General features: G+C 41.8%; 17 protein-coding genes. 4 read left to right on the forward strand and 13 right to left on the reverse strand.

Annotation, left to right across the window (positions count from 1 at the left end; all coding sequences use genetic code 11):
- Positions 1-171: 171 nt before the first annotated feature.
- The 5 genes from secA to NR125_RS14355 form a co-directional block, all read right to left on the reverse strand.
- A complete protein-coding gene (gene secA / locus NR125_RS14335) occupies positions 172-2682 on the reverse strand; it encodes a preprotein translocase subunit SecA (protein ID WP_009331949.1) in 2511 nt (836 codons plus the stop codon).
- A gap of 357 nt (positions 2683-3039) precedes the next feature.
- Positions 3040-4095, reverse strand: a complete 1056-nt coding sequence (locus NR125_RS14340; protein WP_009331950.1) for a YecA family protein — start codon at positions 4093-4095, stop codon at positions 3040-3042.
- A 326-nt stretch (positions 4096-4421) separates the two neighbouring features.
- Positions 4422-4952, reverse strand: a complete 531-nt coding sequence (locus NR125_RS14345; protein ID WP_009331952.1) for a chromate transporter — start codon at positions 4950-4952, stop codon at positions 4422-4424.
- On the reverse strand, positions 4949-5524 hold the full coding sequence (locus tag NR125_RS14350) for a chromate transporter (protein WP_071156357.1): 576 nt from the start codon (positions 5522-5524) through the stop codon (positions 4949-4951). Before NR125_RS14350 ends, NR125_RS14345 begins: the two co-directional genes overlap by 4 nt.
- A gap of 160 nt (positions 5525-5684) precedes the next feature.
- Complete coding sequence (locus NR125_RS14355) at positions 5685-7295, reverse strand: gamma-glutamyltransferase family protein (protein ID WP_256815530.1); 1611 nt, start codon at positions 7293-7295, stop codon at positions 5685-5687.
- A gap of 479 nt (positions 7296-7774) precedes the next feature.
- Here NR125_RS14355 and NR125_RS14360 point away from each other — a divergent pair, with 479 nt between their 5' ends.
- The 4 genes from NR125_RS14360 (at position 7775) to NR125_RS14375 (ending at position 11459) form a co-directional block, all read left to right on the forward strand.
- Positions 7775-8164, forward strand: coding sequence for a sporulation protein (locus NR125_RS14360; protein ID WP_009331955.1), 390 nt, complete (start codon positions 7775-7777; stop codon positions 8162-8164).
- A 236-nt stretch (positions 8165-8400) separates the two neighbouring features.
- Positions 8401-8679, forward strand: a complete 279-nt coding sequence (locus NR125_RS14365) for a YkvA family protein (RefSeq protein WP_009331956.1) — start codon at positions 8401-8403, stop codon at positions 8677-8679.
- 130 nt (positions 8680-8809) lie between these two features.
- The gene (locus NR125_RS14370; protein WP_071156352.1) at positions 8810-9784 is read left to right on the forward strand and encodes a BMP family lipoprotein; all 975 of its coding nucleotides are present in this window, start codon (positions 8810-8812) and stop codon (positions 9782-9784) included.
- A gap of 13 nt (positions 9785-9797) precedes the next feature.
- On the forward strand, positions 9798-11459 hold the full coding sequence (locus NR125_RS14375; RefSeq protein WP_192907889.1) for a methyl-accepting chemotaxis protein: 1662 nt from the start codon (positions 9798-9800) through the stop codon (positions 11457-11459).
- A 214-nt stretch (positions 11460-11673) separates the two neighbouring features.
- Here the strand turns inward: NR125_RS14375 and hpf are convergent, their stop codons facing one another.
- From hpf to NR125_RS14415, 8 genes are all read right to left on the reverse strand, one after another.
- A complete protein-coding gene (hpf, locus tag NR125_RS14380; RefSeq protein ID WP_009331959.1) occupies positions 11674-12231 on the reverse strand; it encodes a ribosome hibernation-promoting factor, HPF/YfiA family in 558 nt (185 codons plus the stop codon).
- Positions 12232-12460: 229 nt separating this feature from the next.
- On the reverse strand, positions 12461-12661 hold the full coding sequence (locus NR125_RS14385; RefSeq protein ID WP_034296093.1) for a YjfB family protein: 201 nt from the start codon (positions 12659-12661) through the stop codon (positions 12461-12463).
- A gap of 35 nt (positions 12662-12696) precedes the next feature.
- Complete coding sequence (locus NR125_RS14390) at positions 12697-13080, reverse strand: DUF8042 domain-containing protein (protein WP_256815531.1); 384 nt, start codon at positions 13078-13080, stop codon at positions 12697-12699.
- A gap of 13 nt (positions 13081-13093) precedes the next feature.
- On the reverse strand, positions 13094-13438 hold the full coding sequence (gene fliT / locus NR125_RS14395) for a flagellar protein FliT (protein WP_009331962.1): 345 nt from the start codon (positions 13436-13438) through the stop codon (positions 13094-13096).
- The gene (gene fliS, locus NR125_RS14400; RefSeq protein ID WP_192907892.1) at positions 13438-13839 is read right to left on the reverse strand and encodes a flagellar export chaperone FliS; all 402 of its coding nucleotides are present in this window, start codon (positions 13837-13839) and stop codon (positions 13438-13440) included. The genes fliT and fliS overlap by 1 nt, the downstream gene beginning before the upstream one ends.
- An 18-nt stretch (positions 13840-13857) precedes the next feature.
- The gene (fliD, locus tag NR125_RS14405; RefSeq protein ID WP_256815532.1) at positions 13858-15915 is read right to left on the reverse strand and encodes a flagellar filament capping protein FliD; all 2058 of its coding nucleotides are present in this window, start codon (positions 15913-15915) and stop codon (positions 13858-13860) included.
- A 14-nt stretch (positions 15916-15929) separates the two neighbouring features.
- Entirely contained in the window at positions 15930-16289 is a 360-nt protein-coding gene (flaG, locus tag NR125_RS14410) for a flagellar protein FlaG (RefSeq protein WP_256815533.1), read from the reverse strand.
- Between the two features lie 880 nt (positions 16290-17169).
- A complete protein-coding gene (locus tag NR125_RS14415; RefSeq protein WP_256815534.1) occupies positions 17170-21138 on the reverse strand; it encodes an Ig-like domain-containing protein in 3969 nt (1322 codons plus the stop codon).
- Positions 21139-21349: the final 211 nt, after the last annotated feature.

Here is a 21349-nt window from a genome sequence, read left to right on the forward strand (position 1 = left end):
GCGCCTACCCCCTCGAGGTCACAAGCCAATCCTCCCAAAAAGGCAAAGAACGCCTTTCCGGGAGGCTCGTCTTGTGCTTGGGGCCCCCAGGATGGGGGTCATGCAGACGTTGCCACTGGACGTGGCGTTCTTAGTCTGCGTTCCTTCGAGGGCAAGGCGCTTCCGCTTTTCTTATTCTGCACCACAGCAGTTTTTATATTTCTTGCCGCTGCCGCAGATGCATGGGTCGTTGCGTCCAACGTCCATCTGCTTGACGACAGGCTTTTTCTTAACCTTTTCACCGTCTTCTTTCGGGTTGACGGCCTGGCCTTTGGCCACTTCCTGGCGCTCGAGGTTGTTGCGGATTTCGGCTTTCATGATGTACTTCGCAACATCTTCTTCGATGGAAGCGATCATGTTTTCAAACATTGCAAAGCCTTCTCCCTGGTACTCGCGCAGCGGATCTGTCTGGCCATACGCACGCAGGTGGATTCCCTGGCGAAGCTGATCCATTGCGTCAATGTGATCCATCCATTTGGAGTCAACCGCACGAAGCACGATGACTTTCTCAAATTCACGCATTTGCTCAGGGCTAAGCATTTCCTCTTTTTCATTGTAGCGTTCTTTAACCTTGGCAAAAATGGTTTCGGCAATTTCCTCCGTATCCTTGCCGCGGATATCATTTACGGTTAGGTCGCCTTCATTTAGAAGGTTTCCATTTACGTAGTCAATGATGCCCTGCAGGTTCCAGTTTTCCTCGTCTTCATGTCCAGGTGCATACCCTTCCACATTACGCTGGATGCTGGTCATGATCATCTTTTCAACAATTTCTCTCAAGTTCTCAGACTCCAGAACTTCATTACGCTGACCGTAAAGAATCTCACGCTGCTGACGGAGAACATCGTCGTAAGAAAGAAGCTGCTTACGGGCATCAAAGTTGTTGCCCTCAACGCGTTTTTGCGCAGATTCAACGGCTCTTGAAACCATTTTACTCTGGATTGGCTGAGTGTCATCCATTCCAAGGCGCTCCATCATCGATTTCATATTGTCAGAACCGAAGCGGCGCATCAATTCATCTTCCATGGAAAGATAGAATTGCGTGACACCAGGGTCTCCCTGACGTCCGGAACGTCCCCGGAGCTGGTTATCGATACGTCTGCTTTCATGGCGTTCTGTACCAATAACGCATAGGCCGCCAAGTTCCTTCACACCTTCTCCGAGCTTGATATCCGTACCGCGCCCTGCCATGTTAGTCGCGATTGTCACGGCACCCTGCTTACCTGCGTCCGCGATGATTTCTGCTTCACGGCCGTGGTTTTTCGCATTTAGGACGTTATGCGGAACACCTTTTTTGGTCAGGTATTTAGAAATGATTTCAGATGTTTCGATAGCCACTGTACCGACAAGCACAGGCTGTCCTTTTTTGTGGCGATCAGCGATATCTTCCACAACCGCACGGAATTTCCCATCCATTGTTGCATAAATTAAATCCGGACGGTCATCACGGGCGATCGGGCGGTTTGTCGGAATCACAATAACGTTCATATTATAGATATTGCGGAATTCCTCTTCTTCCGTTTTCGCCGTACCAGTCATACCGGCAAGCTTTTCATACATACGGAAGTAGTTCTGGAATGTGATCGTTGCAAGTGTCATGCTTTCGTTCTGGATTTCCAGGCCTTCCTTAGCTTCGATAGCCTGGTGAAGTCCATCACTGTAGCGGCGGCCCTTCATCAGACGGCCGGTAAATTGGTCAACAATGACGATTTCGCCTTCCTGAACAACGTAATCGACATCCAGATGCATGCTGGAATGTGCTTTTAATGCCTGTGTAATATGGTGGTTAAGTGCAACATGAGAGATGTCGAAAAGGTTATCGATTCCAAAAGCCTTCTCTGCTTTGGTCATCCCCTCTTCTGTCAGCTGCACCCCTTTTGTTTTTTCATCATATGTGAAGTCTTCATCTTTTTTCAGGCGGCTGACAAAGGCATTAGCCTGGATATAAAGCTGAGTGGACTTTTGAGCTGAGCCTGAAATGATCAGCGGTGTACGAGCTTCATCAATGAGGATGGAGTCCACTTCATCGATTACGGCATAGTGCAGCGGACGCTGAACCTTCTGCTCTTTGTAGAGAACCATGTTATCGCGAAGGTAATCGAATCCAAGCTCGTTGTTTGTGCTGTATGTGATATCCGCAGCATATGCTGCCTGCTTTTCTTCTTTGGAAAGCCCATTTAAGTTCAAGCCGACAGTCAGTCCAAGGAATTCGTAAAGCTGGCCCATTTCAGTGGCATCACGGCTCGCAAGGTATTCGTTGACCGTTACAACGTGAACGCCTTTGCCGGTAAGGGCATTGAGGTAAACCGGCATAGTTGCAGTCAGCGTTTTACCTTCACCCGTTTTCATCTCAGAAATATTTCCGTCATGAAGGGAAATACCCCCCATTAACTGAACCGGATAAGGATATAAGCCAAGAACGCGCTTTGCTGCTTCGCGGACAACCGCAAAAGCTTCAGTCAGCATATCATCGACTGTCTCGCCCTTTTGGTAGCGGGCTTTGAATTCTTCCGTTTTCTCGCGCAGCTGCTCGTCCGATAATTTTTCCATATCAGATGCAAGTGCATCAATTTGTTCTGCCATTTTGGTGAGGCGTTTTAATTCGCGTTTATTTTGATCAAACACTTTATTTAAAATCCCAAGCATAAAAACGCTCCTTTATGTTGGATATGACAGCACAAGTGCCTTGTTGATGACTCAAGGCCCGGAACTATGCATATCTAATTTCAAAGTCTATTTAAGCATAGGTAGTTAAAGATTCGCTCTTTCCCGGCGGAATCCTCCCATGAAAATTCACATTATTTCTTATTAATATTACCACTTTGGGAGGGGGGTGACAACTTATGCCGCATGCGCGCTATTCCAGATCTTTAATTTGCTGATAGTTGGGTTTCGGTAAATACACTCTTCTCTTTTTGAATACTGCCTAGATATCCGCTTTATCGGTCAGTCCGCACCAGATCCACATTACGCAAAAAAAAGAGAGCAAAAATGCTCTCCTTTTTATGAATTCGACGATTCAATCAGTTCAATAATGGTTTTCTCAACTGCATCATAAATTTCACCATAATAAGCAGAGACACGGTTCGCATTGATTCCGTATTTCTCTCCGAATTCCTTCTGAGTGAGATTTTCCTTAGTTGGCGCTATCGTGCTCACAAGGTATCGAAGACCCGCAACATAGTTGTCAGGCTTTTTGACCTGTTTGCCCGTTTTCGTCAGATACTCCATCCAGAGTGAAATCCCCATACCGATCAGCCATGGTTCTTCGCCGGCTTCTGTCATGTCGTCCCGGAACATGTTGGCAACCTGCTCTGCACCCTTGGATGGCCAGTCGAAATTGTCCATAGATGGAACTGCCAATGATTTTGGTATGTCATTCATGAGGTCAATGAAGTATTCAGCCAGGTATTCTTCAGGATCATCGTATTTTGCATCTTCGAAGGAATACTGAATATAGTCTGCAAACTTTGCAGCATTTTCTCCTGGCAGGTCGAAAATCGCCGGAAACGCTACATATTCTTCTCCATAAGGAAGAAGCATGGCAAAGGCAAAGTTTCCTTCATGAACGTCCATATCACCAAATAGGGAGATATTGTAAACCTTCCCGGTCAGGCAATCTTTAATGGCTGCTTTATCTTCAGTCACCTCGGTCAGTATCCCAGCTGCCGCTTTGCTGTCTCCCCACGATTTTAGAATGTTTTTTAAGCGCGGGCGAGCAACGGCCGGTAATTTTGCATGAATGAACTCATCCATAATGGAGTCCATATCTTCCAGCGTTCCAAATAGAATGTACCAGAAAGAGTGTACAAATTCATAAAACTCTTTTTCCTCTGGTTCAATGTCTTCAAGGATATCCAGAAGATCCATGAAATCTTCTTTCATGTCATCTGCAAAATGAGTAAGCGCATAGGCCCTTACTTCCTTTTGAAGCTCAAGAACTTCGTGATTCAAAACATCCTTAATTGATACAGCATCTTTGCTGCCGCAGCACTTTTTATATTTTTTTCCGCTCCCGCATGGACACGGTTCGTTTCTGCTTACTTTTACTGTTGACATCTTCTAAATCTCTCCTACAAAATTCGTTTAACTCTACTATCCTAACATTTATCAGCAGTTTAGGCATTAATCAAGCGGATTTAAACATTTGGCAGGTTAAGGAAGCCGGGATTGCGTGCTTTTTTGTATGGGTTAGCCGATTTCGGTTACTTCATCAGTTTTATCGGGTCAGTTTTTTTATTTTATCGATCACTTTCAATGGATATCGGTCACATTTTCCATTTTATCGGTCAGTTCACGTCCTAACAGCTTTCCATCAGGCCAAAATAAAAAAAACGGAGAGTCCACCAAACTCACCGTTTTCGTTCATTTTATTTTTTTGCCGATTATGCTAAGAAAATCCCCCCATAAACAAGCGCTCCTGCAATGACAAAAGCGGGATGCACTTTTAGTTTTTCCAAAAGGAAAAAACTAAGCAGCCCAATGAAAAGCGTCTGCCAGATCCCAATTCCATCATAGGATGAAAATAGGAAATCATATGTCATAACGCCCAGCAAAACAGCGATAATCGGCCGAATATAATTGGTCATCCGTTTAACACGGGGGGATTCTTTATACCTCATCAGCAGCCCAAGCAGAGCGAGCATTAAGATCATGGAAGGTGCTACTGTTGCAAATACACCAATTATAGATCCAAGAACCCCTCCCTGCTCATAGCCAATATAGCCTGCCATTTTTGTTGCAATCGGACCTGGCAGGGCATTGCCCATTGCCAGCATTTCACTGAATTCATTCGTTGTCATCCATTCATAATTGTCTACCACTTCATGTTCAATCAAGGGAATGGATGAAGGTCCCCCACCGTATCCAAGGATCCCGGGGATGAAAAATGCCAGGAAAATCTGTACATATATCATGCCGGATTCCTCTCCTTTTTAGCTTCATTTTTTTCTGCAGCATCCTTTTTCAGAAGGGCAGTCACCAGTGCAATAAATATAATAATACCAGGATGAATATTCACAAATTCGATAAGAACCAGACTGGCCGCTACAAAAAGAAGTGTCCAAACCCAGCCGAGTGATGACTTTGTAGACTTTTTAATAAAATCCCAAGTTAAAGTAGCAAGCATAACAGCAACAACGGGAACGACCGCCTTCGTCATGCCGGCAACCCATGGCTGATCCTTTAAGTTATTTAATGCCGTTAAAAGAACAATCATAAGGATGATGGTTGGAACCATTGTAGCTATCAGCGCGTTCAGCATTCCCAGAAACCCGCCTACCCGATAGCCAATATATCCCGCCATTTTTGTATTAATAGGTCCAGGCAGCGCATTGGCGAGGGCTAATATATCTCCAAACTCGTCTGAATCCATAAATTTAAAGGTATCCACAACCTCTTTATGGACCAGCGGAATGGCAGAAGGCCCGCCGCCAAAACCCAAAATGCCGGACCGAAAAAACGCAATGAAAATCTCCTTTTGTTTCATGTGTTCACATCCTCTTCACCAATTGCAGAGACAAGCCATGCCCCCTTTTCGCCTTGCATCCCGAAAAAGCAGATGAAGGAGCGGCCATTTTTTTCCGCTCCCCAGTATCTTTTATATGGTTATTTTACTCTAATATGCGTGCTGCTTTCCTCAATTTTTATTACCAGGCGGCAATCGATCCGTCTGTTCGGGCTTCCGTTCCGCCCATGAGCACGCCTGTTTTTGGATCACGCCAGATTATCTGGCCGCGTCCGAATCCGCCTGTATCAACGGTTACCTCGATTTGATGGCCTTTGCGCACCAAAGCCTGGGCAATATGATTAGGGAAGTGCGGTTCCACCTGGACCTTTTTCCCTTCAATCCACTGCCATCTTGGCGCATCAAGGGCTGCCTGCGGATTCAAGTGGAAATCCACTGTATTCATGACCACCTGCATATGCCCCTGCGGCTGCATATAGCCTCCCATCACACCGAACGGCCCAACCGCTTCGCAGTCTTTTGTCAGGAATCCAGGGATTATCGTGTGGTACGTTTTCTTGCCGGGCTTCAGTGCATTATGGTGCTCCGGATCAAGAGAGAAATCGTGTCCGCGATTCTGAAGGGCAATTCCCGTTCCAGGAACGACAAGCCCGGATCCAAAGCCCATATAATTGCTTTGGATGAAGGAAACCATATTGCCTTCGCTGTCTGCTGTCGCCAGATAAACCGTACCTCCACTTGGTGGCTGGTAAGGCTCAGGTGTCAAAGCTTCGCCGGCAATCTCACTGCGGCGCGATTCACCGTATTCCTCTGAGAGCAGTTCTTCAACTGTCACTTTCATTTCCGCAGGATCTGTAATAAATGCCTTGCCGTCTGTAAAAGCTAACTTCATCGCTTCAATTTGTTTGTGATATGTATCCACCGTGTCTTTATCGCGGAATTCAAACCCTTTTGCTATATTTAAACCCAAGAGAGCGACGAGACCCTGGCCGTTCGGAGGGATTTCCCAGACATCATATCCGCGGTAATGAACTTTGATGGGATCAACCCATTCCGCCTTGTAAACTTCGAGGTCTTCCTTGGATAGGAATGCATTGTATTTTTTTGAAAAAGCATCGATTTTTTCAGCAATTTCCCCGCGGTAAAAGCTCTCGCCACCTGTTTCGCCAATGGCTCTTAAAGTGGCTGCATGCCCTTCAGAGCGCCAGATCTCTCCAATTTCAGGAGCCCTTCCATCTGGAGCAAAGGTTTCAAACCAATGCTGGAATTCGTCATCCGCCAGAATCTGTTTAAACCTATTATAAGCATACTGCCAGTACTTGCCGAGTATCGGTGTTAACGGATAGCCTTTTTCAGCATAATCAATTGCGGGCTGGAGGACATCTTTTAACGGAAGCCTGCCGAAACGCCTGGAAAGCTCAGCCCACGCGGATGGAGCACCAGGCACCGTAACCGGCATCCAGCCGTGCGTCGGCATTTTTTCGATGCCTCTTTCCTTTAATGCTTCTATGGAAATGGACTTTGGAGCAGGGCCGCTTGCATTTAATCCATGCAGTTTCCCTTTTATCCAGACTAGTGCAAATGCATCGCCGCCGATTCCGTTTGATGTCGGTTCAACCACGGTAAGAGCAGCCGCTGTTGCAATTGCTGCATCTATGGCATTTCCGCCTTTTTTCATCATATCTAATCCAGCCTGTGCAGCAAGCGGCTGGGAAGTAGCCACCATGCCGTTATTCGCCATGACGGTCGTTCGCTGTGATGTGTATGGGTGGCTGTGGAAATCAAAGTTCATGGAGTTCACCTCTGTATTAAAGTGTTAAAATAATTAATTCTGATTATATCAAATTATATAAATATTATGTTAGTATTTATTTCGGAAAACTAAATTAATGATGAAATATTGACAAAGTCCGGGGTATACAATATGATTTAGCTATAAATTGAATAGTTTCTCCTAAAGGGGAGTAGCTTTTACAGCAGAGTCGTCATTACGGAGCAAATGCTCTCGGCTTTGTTGGCAATCTAAACAATTGTTAGCAAGACCTTTACCAAATTCGGTAGAGGTCTTTATTTATGGGCCTTTACCACCGCGGTAAAGGCCCTTTTTATATACAGGCCCGCACCGCCACACGTTTTACTTTATAAAATGGAGGAATAGGTAGAAGGAAAATTTCTTGAAACTTTATCATGAGTAGCACGTAAAGAAGGAAACAGCAAAACTGTGGTGTGAGCGAGCAGCTCCCCCCTAAAAAATTAGAGGAGAGATCTTTGTTGATTTTACGAAAATACATGTCAATGCTTGGAATAGGCTCTGCAAAAATTGATCTGCAGCTGCCAAAGCTTCAATATACGCCAGGGGAAAATGTGAGCGGAATCTTCCTGATTGAAGGAGGAACCATTGATCAGCAGATTAAGCGGATTGAGTGTGACCTGGTCATGGCGTCGCCTGAAGAAGAGAAGGAGGAAGTGATCGGGACATCGACCATTCTATCCACCAAGGTCATTGAATCAGAAGAAACCAACAAAATGGACTTTAACTTCCAGCTTCCTGAAGACATTCCCTGCTCTGCACCAGACCGGATTTTTCAATTTAAAACAAGACTGATTTTTAACGAAGGCGTCAAAAGCGCCGACTTGGATAAAATCACGATTATTCGATAACCAATCCTAAGGAGGAAGAAACGAGTGTAACATATCCCCTCTTAACCTATAGAAATTTATAAAAAGAGGAGATTCATACCTAATTGAACACTTTGCAAAAGTGGCTAATTTTATTTACGTTTTGAAGCATACTTGAAACAAGCTATCTATCAGCTGCCACACTTGAGGTGAAAAACCCGCCGCGCATTCAGGTGTCAGTTCCCATTCAGCGAATGAACTAGAAAAAGGTGAACTAAATGAAGTTTCTCAAACGCATCAAATTTGTATTAAAATTTTGGAAGTTCCTGCCCTTCTTAAAGGATTACTTTCTATCACCGGAAGTAACGGCCGGTAAAAAGCTTTTCCCTGTTGCGGCCGGACTTCTTTATATCCTTCTGCCGCTCGATCTTGTACCCGACTTCCTGTCGATCTTCGGCTTTACGGACGATATTGTGATTACATCGTTTGTTCTTCAGCAAATGGTGAAAATGGCACCGGAATCATTGAAGCGAAAATATAAGGTCCTGGAGGAATGATGTTGAAGCCTGTGAATGCAGGCTTTTTTATTTTGCCATTTTTTCGAGTCAGGGTCTGACTTCAGACTTAAGACCTCCGCCTTTCTGCCGATAATAGGTAAGGCGAAATACAACAACATGGAGGTCTACCTTGAAAAAACTACTACCTATTCTGCTTCTATTCAGTCTACTTCTGGCAGCCTGCTCTGCCTCTGAACAAAGCACAAACCAAAATAAAGAATATAAAATTGGCATTCTCCTATCTGATACAGGCCTGGGGGATGAGTCTTTCAACGACTCTGCCTTCCGGGGACTTGAGAAAGCGCGTGATGAGCTGGGCATTCTTTTTGATTATAAAGAAGCCCCCGACGGAAATTTTGAAAAGCCGCTGGAAGAGCTTGTCAAAGAAAATAATGACCTTGTCATCGGGCTGGGCTTTTCCGCACAGGAAGCACTCGAAAAGACGGCAAAGAAATATCCCCAGCAGCAGTTTTTGCTGATTGATGCCGTTTCCGAGCTTGATAATGTGGTCTCACTTACGTTTAAGGAGCATGAAGGCAGCTTCCTTGTCGGGATGCTCGCTGCCATGACAAGCAAAACAGACAAGCTGGGATTTATCGGCGGTGTTGATGTACCTGTCATCCATCATTTTGAAAATGGATTCATTCAAGGCGCCAAGCACTTCAATCCGAAAATAGAAATTTTAACAGAATATACCGGAACCTTTGGGGATGCGGCTCTCGGTGAAAAAGTCGCCGAGAAGCAAATTGCTGCAGGTGCTGATTTTATCTACCCTGCTGCCGGATTCACCGGTTTTGGCGCACTGAAAAAAGCCGAAGAAAAAGGCGTGCTTGCCGGCGGGGTCGATTCCGACCAGTATTTTGTTGCGGAAAAAGCCGTTGCCGCATCAATGGTCAAAAACATCGATATTGCTGTTTTTAACTTGACGAAAGAATTGACGGAAAACGGAAAAATCGAAGCTTCATCCTATGTATGGGGACTGGCAGAAAACGGTGTCGGTCTATCTGAAATCCGCGTCATTTCCTTAACAGAGGAGCAGAAAGCGGCAATGAAAAAAGCAACTGAAGACATAATCAATGGAAAAATCACAGTAACAGCTGAATAAAGGAGCATCCAAGATGACATTACGAAACCGCCTTATTATTGTCACGCTGATCCCACTTGTGCTATCAGTCAGCATGATAGGCTTTATCATATACCAAACGTTACACATTCAAAGCTCCGCTAAAGATGATGTGGACCTTTTACTGAAAGTGAAGGACCTGGAGCAAAGCCTTGTTGTGACAAGCCAGTCACTTGCCAATTATACTTATAATTCAAGTGATGCCAACAAAGACGAGGCACTAACCATGATGACAGAAGTCCAGGAAAACCTGGCTGCCCTCTCTTCGGTTGCCTCAGTTCCCGGGCATAAAAAAATCATCGGCAGCATTGAAGGAAAATATGCAGAGCTGTCGGATGTATCCACCGAAGCCTTTGAAAAAGGAAACAAAGCGGAAATCAAGCGCCAGAGTATAAGAATATCCGGTATTTTAAATGATATGCACCTTTTAAAGAAGCGCACAAATGAATGGTATGAAGGCATTCTTCAGGAAACCAGCCAGAAAATCGCCTTTATCACGAATTCCTCCCTAATAGGAAGCGTGCTGCTAATCCTGTTATCAGCTGTTTTCTCATGGATGGCTGCCAGAAAAATTACAAAACCAATCAATGCGATTGTGGAAAAAGCAGAAAAAATCTCAGAGGGCGATTTAACAGCAGACCTATCGCAGCTTACTTTTAAAGATAACAGCCGATATGAAGTGGATAAACTAACGGAAGCTTTCTCAAAAATGGTTGTGAATCTAAAAGGAACCGTGCAATCCATTGAAGAAGTCAGCCAAAATGTAAAAGGATTTGCCGAAGATGTGGCTTCTTATATGACCAGCTTAAACGAAAGCAGCAGCCAGGTGGCCGTTTCAACAGATGAGCTGGCGAGAGGAAGTCAGGCCATCTCTGAAGACATCCAGGCGACTGCTGAGTTAATGAGCGTAATGGGGGAGCAATTTTCAGCTGTTCATCATTCCAGCGAGCAAAGTGCCACACAAAGCACACAAGCATTGGAATCTGTTGATCAAGGCAGAGTGTCTTTAGAAAAACAAATGAAACTTGCTGAAGAGATCTCCAGTTCGTCGAACCATATTAGAAGTTCAGTCAGTGAATTTGCCCAGTTCACCAAGGAAATTGAAGGGGCAGCCAACACGGTTAAAGATATTGCGGATCAAACCAATCTGCTGGCCTTAAATGCGGCTATTGAGGCGGCCCGTGCCGGTGAAGCCGGTAAAGGATTTGCGGTTGTGGCAGAAGAAGTACGGAAGCTTGCTGATTCTTCATCCAAAGCAACAGAATTGATTGCGTCAATGGTCAGCAATATCCAAAATGGGATCAGCAATATATACACAGCTACTGAACAGGGACATGCCCTTTCAAAAGAGCAATCCCAATCGATGAGCGAGACGGAACAAGTTTTTGAAACCATTTCCGAGCATGTGTCCGGCATTCACAGTCATCTGGAACGATTGGTTGAAGATATGAAAACCTCCAGTGATATGAGCCAGCAGGTCATTAGCGCTGTGGAAAACATTTCGGCGGTAACAGAAGAAACGGCTGCCGGAACTGAGGAAATCTCAGCTTCTACGGAGGAGCAACTTCGCGCGTTTGAGCAGGTTATGGTGAAGGTGGAACAGCTGAAGGAAATGACTGGTGTTATGGAGAGGGAATTGGAGAAGTTTACGGTTTAGGCGGATTTTTGGAAGTGTCGTTTTACTGAAATTGTGAACGATGCAATTAGGTCGGGAAAACCTGCAAATAGAAGTATAATTCTTGCAAATAACTTCGGCATTTCTGCAAATAGAACGGCGAATTTGCAAATAGCAGACCAATTCCTGCAAATAGCCCAATAGTGAACCCAAACAAACGAAAACCCCGCCTCAGCAGCGGGGTTTTCACGTTTTATTATTGCGCTTCAATCAGACCATAGCGGCCATCTTTACGCTTGTACACTACATTGGTTAAGTTAGATTCTGCATTCGTGAACACGTAGAAGCTGTGGCCCAGCATGTTCATCTGCAGGATCGCCTCTTCACTGTCCATTGGCTTCAGGTCGAAGCTCTTTTGGCGGACAACTTCAAGGTCATTATCCTCCTCTTCCGCTTCTGGCGCCTCTATCTCATTTTCCAACGCTGCAAAAACAGCAGTCAGATTGCCTTTCTCGCGGAATTTACGGTTCACTTTTGTTTTATGCTTGCGGATTTGGCGCTCCAATTTATCGGTAATCAGATCAATCGCTGCATACATATCATCATGATCTTCCTCTGCACGAAGTACCAGATTCGGCATCGGAATCGTTACTTCCACTTTAGAACGGTTATTGTTATACGTTTTTAAATTTACATGTACATTTGCATCAGGAGTTTCAGTAAAATACCTTTCTAACTTAGCAATTTTCTTCTCTACGTACTCTCTAATTGCTGGAGTTACCTCAATGTTTTCACCACGAATGTTGTAATTCATACGTGAACTCCTCCTTCTCATTATACAATGACAGCCTTTTCATTAGCGTTTACTGTGAAAATCACCAGTAATGTCTGAAAAGGAAATGCCTAGTCTTAAAAGTATATTAAGACTATGTATTTATATTTCTATTTTACCCCTAAAAACTCCTGCTGAAACTGGTAAAAAGATTGAGATTATTTGTCGAATTGGTGACGTATATAAAAAAAAGAGCAGCTCATTTGGCTGCTCATCCTTTAATATCAATATTGCCGCCCAAATGGGGCTGGGCTGCGTGCTGGAGGGCCTGTATCTGAGACCCGCTCATCATCTTATGAATAAATTCTGCATTTCCCTCCGCTTGATCCATGGCTTTCTTCATGACTGAGATGGACGCCTGCTGCTGGACCTGGCCCTGTGATAAGACCATGGACATTAATGGGATATCCAAGGGAACACCTCCTGGCTATTTAAGCCTGATCCTATTTAGGATTGTATATATGGATTTAATTCCTGCTGAATATTTTTATGCCACTCTGCAAATGCGGGATAGAGCTTTTTCGAAATGATCTCCTGTCTAACAGGAAGATCGTCAAAGTTCTGAATAAGCAGTTCAGCCTGATCGGCTACTGCACTAATATCAGCAATAGCCTTTAGCATCGTCTGATTGCCTTGAACAAGATGGCTAAGCTGTTCATGAGCTGAAGCGACTTGAGGGAACGCCTGAAAAACATCACCAAGAAGCCGATCTCCCTCTGTTTTACTGAAATCACTAAAGCTCTTTACGATATAATCAAAAGCCTCATCAATGGTATATAATAGATCGCTGTATTCCTTCATAAAAATATACTGCTCTTCGGTCAGAGTCAAAAACATTAGTCACCTATTTTCTTTTATCATAAAACATGCCGTCCGTTGCCATGGATTGATAGGGATTAGCATATTTTCCGGTTGATTCCTTTTTAACGCTTAAATCTTTGATGTCTTTTTGGATAAATAGCTTTTCCCTTGTCATCAGCTGGGTGACTTTTGCATTGAGGCTGATCAGCCTGGCTCCCAGATCCTTTTCGGCGTCTGAATATGGAGGAGCCATGCCAGTCATTTCTTGCTGGCGTTTTTCAAGCAGTATTTCGACGGCATTCATTTTCGCATCACGATCAAGCTTAGTATGTTCCAGAGTTTTAATTAGCTCAAGTGTTAAATCATAAAACCTTTGAACCGAACTCACTACACTGTGCCGCCTTGGGAGAATTGCTTCTGGCGATTGACCTGAATGACTTCCTTCCATGTGTCGCGGAATTCGGTTACAAGGCCCTCAACCTCATCAAGAATTGCTGTCTCATTCTTGACATTCGCTTCTATCAGTCTCCGGTTCATATAATCATATAAAGACATCATGTTTTGAGATACCTCTACATCCATATTCAACGTAACCATCAGCTCTTGAATAATATTTTGCGCCTTCTGGATATTGGTGTTTTTTGCCTCAATGTTATTGTCCCTGATGGCTTTTTTCGCCTGATGGATGAACTTCAGGCAGCCGTTATATAGCATGAGTGTCAGCTCTCCCGGAGATGCTGTATTCACTGAGTTTTGCTGATAGGATTGGTATGGATTGCTTACTGCCATTTGTAACACTCCTTTTTATTACATGCCGCCGCCAAATTGGTTCATAAGGAACATGGATTGCTCATTGGAACGCTGAATCGCCTTTTCCATGGCGGTGAACTGGCGCCAGTAGCGGTCTTCAACCTGGATCATCCGTTCTTCAAACCGACCAATTCTGCTGTCTAAATCAGATAAAGTCCGACCTAATGCAAATTGCTGGTTAGTTGAAAAAGAGTTCCCTGCCTTTTCTTTGAGTTTGTTCATTGTTTCATTCACAGAATCATATAAGCGATGAATTATCCCTTTTTCGCCTTCAGCGGCAGATTCACTGCCTCCTCTGAATAAAGCTTCGACTGCATCTGGATTATTATTAATCGCTTCTTTCAACTTAGCTTCATTAATTTCAAGCTTACCGCCCTCTAAGTAATTCGAAGTGGTTGTAATCCCAATAGAAGCAAGCTGATTGTACAACGGATTAATATCATTGTTAGAGACAGGCTGATACATTTTCATTCGCATGGAAGATAAGGCACCTGTCAAAATGGAATCACGGCGCAAGAGTCCGCTTTTGGCCTTTTCTTCCCAAAGCTCCTGCTGCTTATCGCTAAGCTGCTCACGCTGTTCATCCGTCAACGGTGTATAGCTTCGATATTTTTCTTCAGAAGTCTTCCCATTGATTTTTCCAATTAATTCATTGTATTTATCAACAAACGACTTAATATTTTCAAATACCTTGTTGCCGTCGTTGTTAATGGATAATGATGCCGAAGTGCCATCATCAAATTCTTTCTTTAACGTTATATTCACTCCGTTTAAATCAAATGTATTGGAATGGCGTGTAGTAGAGAGCCCATTGATGACGAAAGCGGCATTCTCGCCATGAGTCTTAGCTGCTGATGAAAAACCAAGTGTTACAGAAGCAAAGTCTCCCGAAACGGAAATATCATAGTCTCTTTCGGGTGTATTTGGATCATCATGAAAATCCCCTGTTTCCGTTCTCATCATCGATATTTTTCCAGTCGCAGAGTCTAAGAACATGGAGACCCCCGCATTAGAGGAATTAACCTTATTAATAACGGAGTTCAAAGATTCGGATGACTCTATCAAAAAGTTTTCTTTTACAGGTTCATTTCCTGAAGCAGAGGTATAGGCAGAGATTGAAAAATCAGCGTATTCCTGCTGATAGACAGCTTTTATCTCAGTATCAGCTGTTTGTGCAGCATTAAAGGTTATTTCGCCTGTTGTTAAATTTATACTTCCAAAACCATTACTAAGCTGTCCAACATTTGTGGCAGGATCGACCGAGGTAATCGAATAATCAGTGCCTCCAACAGTTAATCTAAAATCATCAGCTACAATGTTCTTTTTATTAAGCTGAAAGGATTTAGCCCCATCTGCCAAAGAGCCGGTTTGTACTTTATTATTTGTTATGTAGTTAACCTTCACAGTTGCTCCAGCTGCCACCGCATTACTGAATGTAAGGCTGCCATTTGCATCAATATGAACCTGGTTTTTGCCTGTTGTAAAGGAGGTGCTAGATACGACCTCATATGCTACCCCATTCACTTTAACAGACATCTTGGCCAGTTCGTCGGTTTTGATGGTTTCTCCATCTGATGCTGCCAGGTCCAGTTTCAAACCAGTAGTTGATCCATTACCTACTAAGTTACTGCTTCCTACTGCGCCTTTCTGCCATGTTAAGCCTGCGGTGAAATTACTGGTTTGGGAAGCTAAAGATTTAGATGAATCTACAGATCCAACACCATTTGTTACCCAGTTTTCAGCGCTTGCCAATTTTGTTACTTTCGAAATGGAATACGATGCTTGAGAAGCAGCACTAGTAGCTGTGGCAGTAATTCTTGACTCATCAGAGGATGTAACCGTCCTTGCTCTATATTGTGTAGTCAGCTTCATTTGTGTTAATTGGGAGCGGAAATCCAATAGAAGTGTATTCATTGATCTGTAATCATCACGCTGCCATTCCAATACCTGTTTCTTTTGCTTTAATTTATCGAGCGGCATCCGTTCCGCTTTCATTAAGTCTTTTACAAGGGAATCAATGTCCATTCCGCTTGCCAGCCCACCGATTCTTACCATTTAAATCAACTCGCTTAAATTTTTTTATCAACCATGAGGCCAAGAAACTCTGTCATTGCTGCATAGACATCCAGCAGCTTTTTAGAGGGAATCTCCTTTATAACTTCCTGGGTTACATCATCCACAAGAGTAACATAATATTCATTTAACTCATCGTGAAGTTCGAATTTTAAAGAAGTATGAGATGCCTGCAGAAACTTATTCATGCTTTCGATTACTTCAGTAACTTGTTCTCCTTTATCCTGTTCAATTTTTTTCTGGTGGCGCACATCCTTACTGGTAATCTCATTCCTATAAATTGCTTTAATATTTCTATCTATTTGAGTAGTTCTAGTTGTAAGAGATATATTTTGAGATGATAATTTATCTATCATAACAATCCCCTACCTTGTTTTATGTGAAATACACTTATAGTTATATAATCGGCTTTTTCCAGAAATTTTTGAGGGGAATTTTAGCAGGAAAAAAATAGGGGAATTCTAGCAGGAAAAACTACATGTAACTGCTCTTTTATGACTTCCAATAGTACAATTTAATATACTTCAATTAATTTCCCTAATTCCTAAGGTTTAAAGATCATTATTGCTTCTATAACAAATCTAAAAGGATTGCTTACAGAAAAAGACCCTAGCATTGCTAGAGTCTCTTGTATAAAATCTATTAACGAAGAAGTTGAATAACTTCTTGCAGTTGCTTGTTAGCTTGAGCAAGCCTTGCCTGAGGGCTTGAGAAAGAATCGGGTTTTTAGTTTAGTTCATCATTTCTTTTGCCATGTCAATGTCGCGGATACGTTTAACCGAAACTGACAAAGCTCTCTCCAGACGATTTTAATAAGCTCCCGGTCAGGAAACGCTCTGAATATATCTCTATCATTCTCTGGTGGAGTGTCATTTTGAGCTTGAACATTCTCTACCACGTTGCTAATAAGGAATGAATCTCCTCCAAACCTCCTTCTGTAGGGTTGAACCTTAGAAATACCATCTTCTTTGGTACCCTAATCTTCTAATTTATCCTCTCATTTTTTCAGAGATTGCTAGATCTGTCGCATCATCATCCACGGTTAATTTTTGCCCTGAATCATATTTTCCATAGTCTTATTCAACTGAAGTTTAGTCTGCGAAAATTGTTGGTACGTTTAGTAAAGTAATTTTTATGATTTATTCCCATGCTAACCACCATATACACTTCGATCTTCTTGTTGTTATTTAAATGAATAGTAGAAATTTTTTTTAACAGGTAGTGATTTCTAAGTTCTTATTGTACCGTTATTGTTGATGCAGCACCTTTTCCTCCATAACTACCTCGGATATACACCGTCCCCCCAGTTGATGTTAAAGGAATAGAAACTACTCCGTTATCATCTACATTAGCAATGTTATTATTACTGCTAGTAAACGTTACTTTAGAAGTAATATCTTCGATTTCGCCATTGGAATAATTAGCAGTTACTTTCATTGGTAGTGTGCTTCCTTTACTTAAGGTAGTAGTTAAAAGGTTAAATACTAGACTAACTATATATGGTTGAGGAGGAATAACTAGTGTTGCTGCTCCTCCCTTTCCTTCGTAACTCCCCCTAATATACACTGTTCCAGAGTTTGCATTATTAGTAATTGTTACCTTCCCTGTGTTATCAACTGTTGCCAAATTAACATTGCTACTACTAAATGCAACTTCATTGGTCACATCCTTGGATGTTCCATCAGAAAACAATGCTTCAACAGATACTTGAACATTTTCATCCCTGTTCAATGTGTTACTTGAAGAAGTGAAGATTAAGCTCGTGACAGTTGGTGGGCCTAAAACCGTAATAGTGCTAGCTCCTCCTTTTCCCCCATAGGTACCTCGGATATAAACAGTTCCCCCTTTAGAAGTTTCAGGAACCGTCACATTCCCATGCTCGTCCACAATAGCGACTCCAGGATTGCTACTACTAAAAGTAGTTTCTGAAGTAACATCTTCTTTACTGCCGTCTGAATAATTAGCTTCCACCTTTACCGAAAAAGGATCACCCTTCTTGATTGTTGCCTTATTAGGCGTAAAACTAATACCAGTAACGTATGGTTTACTAACTGTTATTTTAGCACTTACTCCTTTACCTCCGTATGTACCTTGAATATAAACAGTTCCATTCGGAGCCTGTTGAGGGACCTCCATTAAGCCTGATGTTGAGTCAACAGTAGCCAAGTTGGTATTTGTGCTTTTTAAAGCAGATAGGAACGTCACGTCTTTCTCACTACCATCTGAATAATTAGCAATTACTTTTAATTCTAACCCATCACCTGGTTTAACTACTTCCATAGAAGGAGTGAGTGTTAAACTTGTAACATAAGGCGGAGCTGGAATAGTTATAGTAGTCGCACCACCCTTTCCTCCATAACTTCCACGAATATAGACAGTTCCTCCAATCGAATCCTCTGATACTGAGACAACCCCCGTATTCGCATCTATTGTTACCTGTGCTGTATTACTACTCTTTAGTGAAGCTTTACTAGTAACATCCTCTACAGTCCCATCTGTATAAGTTGCCATTACTTTTATTTCAACACTTTCTCCATTTTTCAATGTATGCTTACCAGGAGTGAAAGTGAGAGTGCTTACCGTTGGCGGTGTGGGAATATTTAAGGCTATTGCTCCACCTTTACCATTAAATGTTCCTCTAATATAAACCGTTCCACCCTTAGCTTCGTCTTTGACAGTTACTAAGCCTTCTTCATTAACAGTGGCTAATGTCTCATCAGAACTACTGTAAACTACTTGAGAGGTAACATCTGCGATTGAACCGTCTGAGTAACTTGCTAAGACTTCTAATTGCTTGGTTTCACCTTGTTTTAATGTTTGTTTATCAGGAGTAAATATTAGTGATTCTAAAACAGGTTTGCTTGGAATTGAAATTACGGAAATTGAAGTCTTTCCTTCAAATGTAGCAACAATATTAACCGTTCCACCTGTAGAATCCTCAGGTATAGTAATTACCCCACTTGCATCAACAACTGCTAAAGCTGAGTTTCCACTCTTAAAAGTAGTTTTGCCTGTAACATTTTCTTCAGTACCATTAGAATAAATGGCATTAACCACAAGTGTTTGACTATCACCTTGTTTTAAAGTTGCCACCCCTGGTGTAACCTCAATGGCAGTTACCTCAGGAATACCATTTATTTTAAATGTAGACTGCGCTATAAAATTATTATTTATTGCTTTTATTGTTACAGTCCCACTCTTTGCATTATCTAGTATTTGAATCAGCCCATTTTTGTCAATTACTGCTTTTCCTTGATCTGATGAAGTATAAACTGTTCCAGTTAATCCATCCGTAATATCTTTTGATGTACCATCAGACATTGTTGCTCTAACACTAAGTTGTGCTGTTTCTCCAAAGCTTAATTCAGCTTCTCTGGGAGTCATTGAGATAGATTTTATAACGGGTGGCCCTGTTATATTAACTGTTACCTCACTGACTATATCATTATAGTTAACTTTTACCTTCAACGTGCCTTGCTGAGCATTCGGTGAAACTTGTATTAAACCGCTAGAATTAACTGTAATAATTTCCTCATCAGTACTAGTATATTTTATTTCAGAATCCGCTGTTACATTCTTTGATGTTCCGTCAGCTAGGTTTGCTATTACACTTAACTGTTTGGATTGACCTGATGAAAGATTTAAATTAATTGGGTCAACCTGCAGGTAACTTTGCAGGGTTCCCCCAGAAATCTCCACCTTAACTTGTGCATACTTTCCACTATTCGCAACCTGGATGTATACTGTATCTGGTTGAACATTTTGATTAACCGTTATTAATCCATCCTTGGATACGGTAACTACAGATGGGTTTGAACTAGTATAAGTTGTTCCTGTAGATGCCATAGTAACATCATTTGAACTTCCATCCGACATGTTAAGAAAAGCCTTCAGTTGATGACTTGTTCCACTCTCCAATGATAAAGTTTTTTCAGAAGTAGTTACGCTAAAGGGAGTTGGAGGCGGTACTGTTATAATTCCCCTGACTACAAAATAAAAAGGAGAGAAATCCATACTTTCTTTAGTATAATAATTTTGCAGATTATCCATAATAGCTATATAGTTTCCCTTATTATCTCTTAAAGACACAGAACTAAGCTTCCAAGTACCTAGTTCATCATATTTATCAATCGGGATAGATGCTTCAAATTTCCCTGTTGAATAATTGTTACTAAAATAAACGTAATGGGATTTCCCACTAGGCTTTGTATAAGTTGCATTTAATGAATTTAAACCTGATAGATTATCACTAGTATTTGCAGTTAACTTTATTAAGGCACTATTAGTAGATGCCTGTTCTAATGATACAGATAGGGAATCTAAGATTGGACCTAGTAAATCAGGTGTAGTTTCTTTAACCTCAAACTGAAATTTACTAAAATCCATTTTAATATTAGCCGATGGATTTAATGTTGAGTCATAAGTAGTCTTAAAATTCCTAGCTTTGTCCCTTATCGATATTGAATATAGCCTCCATATCCCTAACTCATCATATTTATCTATACTAAAACTACCTTGGTACTTTCCAGTTGATTGATTGTAATATAAATATAAATCCATAGTTTTTCTACTAGGTTTTATGATTGAAATATTAACATTATCAACTCCAGAACCTACGTCTGTAATATCCGCTACAACTTTAATTTCCGCACCATCTGTTACCTCTGCTACAGGGAGCAATTCAATACTATTTATTACAGGTGGAATTGTATCTTCAAGACCGCCTAAAACATTAATAAAATATGGAGAAAAATCCAATTTATTTTCAGATGAATAATTACTCTGATCATAAATAGTTATTAAATTAGATTTTTGGTCTCTTAAAGTGAGCGAGGATAATTTCCAAGTTCCCGATTCATCATATTCAGAGAAATTTATGGTTGATTCATATTTTTTTGTGGTAGAGTTATAACCAAAACTCAAATTTTTGCTATATGTACCACTTGGAGATTGATAATAACCATATACGTAATCTACTCCGGATAAATCATCACTGATTTCAGCAGTAAGCTTATAAGTCTTTCCAGCAGTTATTTCTATTATACTTAAGCCATCTAATGACGGAGGTGTTGTATCTGGTGTAGGATCTTCAATAATAACTTCCGTTGCATTGACTGTTAAGATTGAACCGAAGCAAAGCATTGATGCAATAATAATTATTATTAATTTCTTCAAAAAACCCATAATCTGTTCTCCTCTCCCCATGTATTATTTCACTTCTAGCAACCCATACTTCCCCCTACTACTTTCTAAAAAAACAAGTAGCATAAAAAAACTGACGCTTTTTTCTGTTTTCGACCCGGCTACCATATGTTATACAACCTAGACACGTAGCTTTGCCTCTCTAACTTTAATTAGTAGATTTCTATTGCGTATCCATTAGGATATTTAGGTAATAATTCCTATTTTGTTGTAA

This window comes from Cytobacillus sp. Bac17, assembly GCF_024519925.1.
Classification (GTDB): domain Bacteria; phylum Bacillota; class Bacilli; order Bacillales; family Cytobacillaceae; genus Cytobacillus; species Cytobacillus pseudoceanisediminis.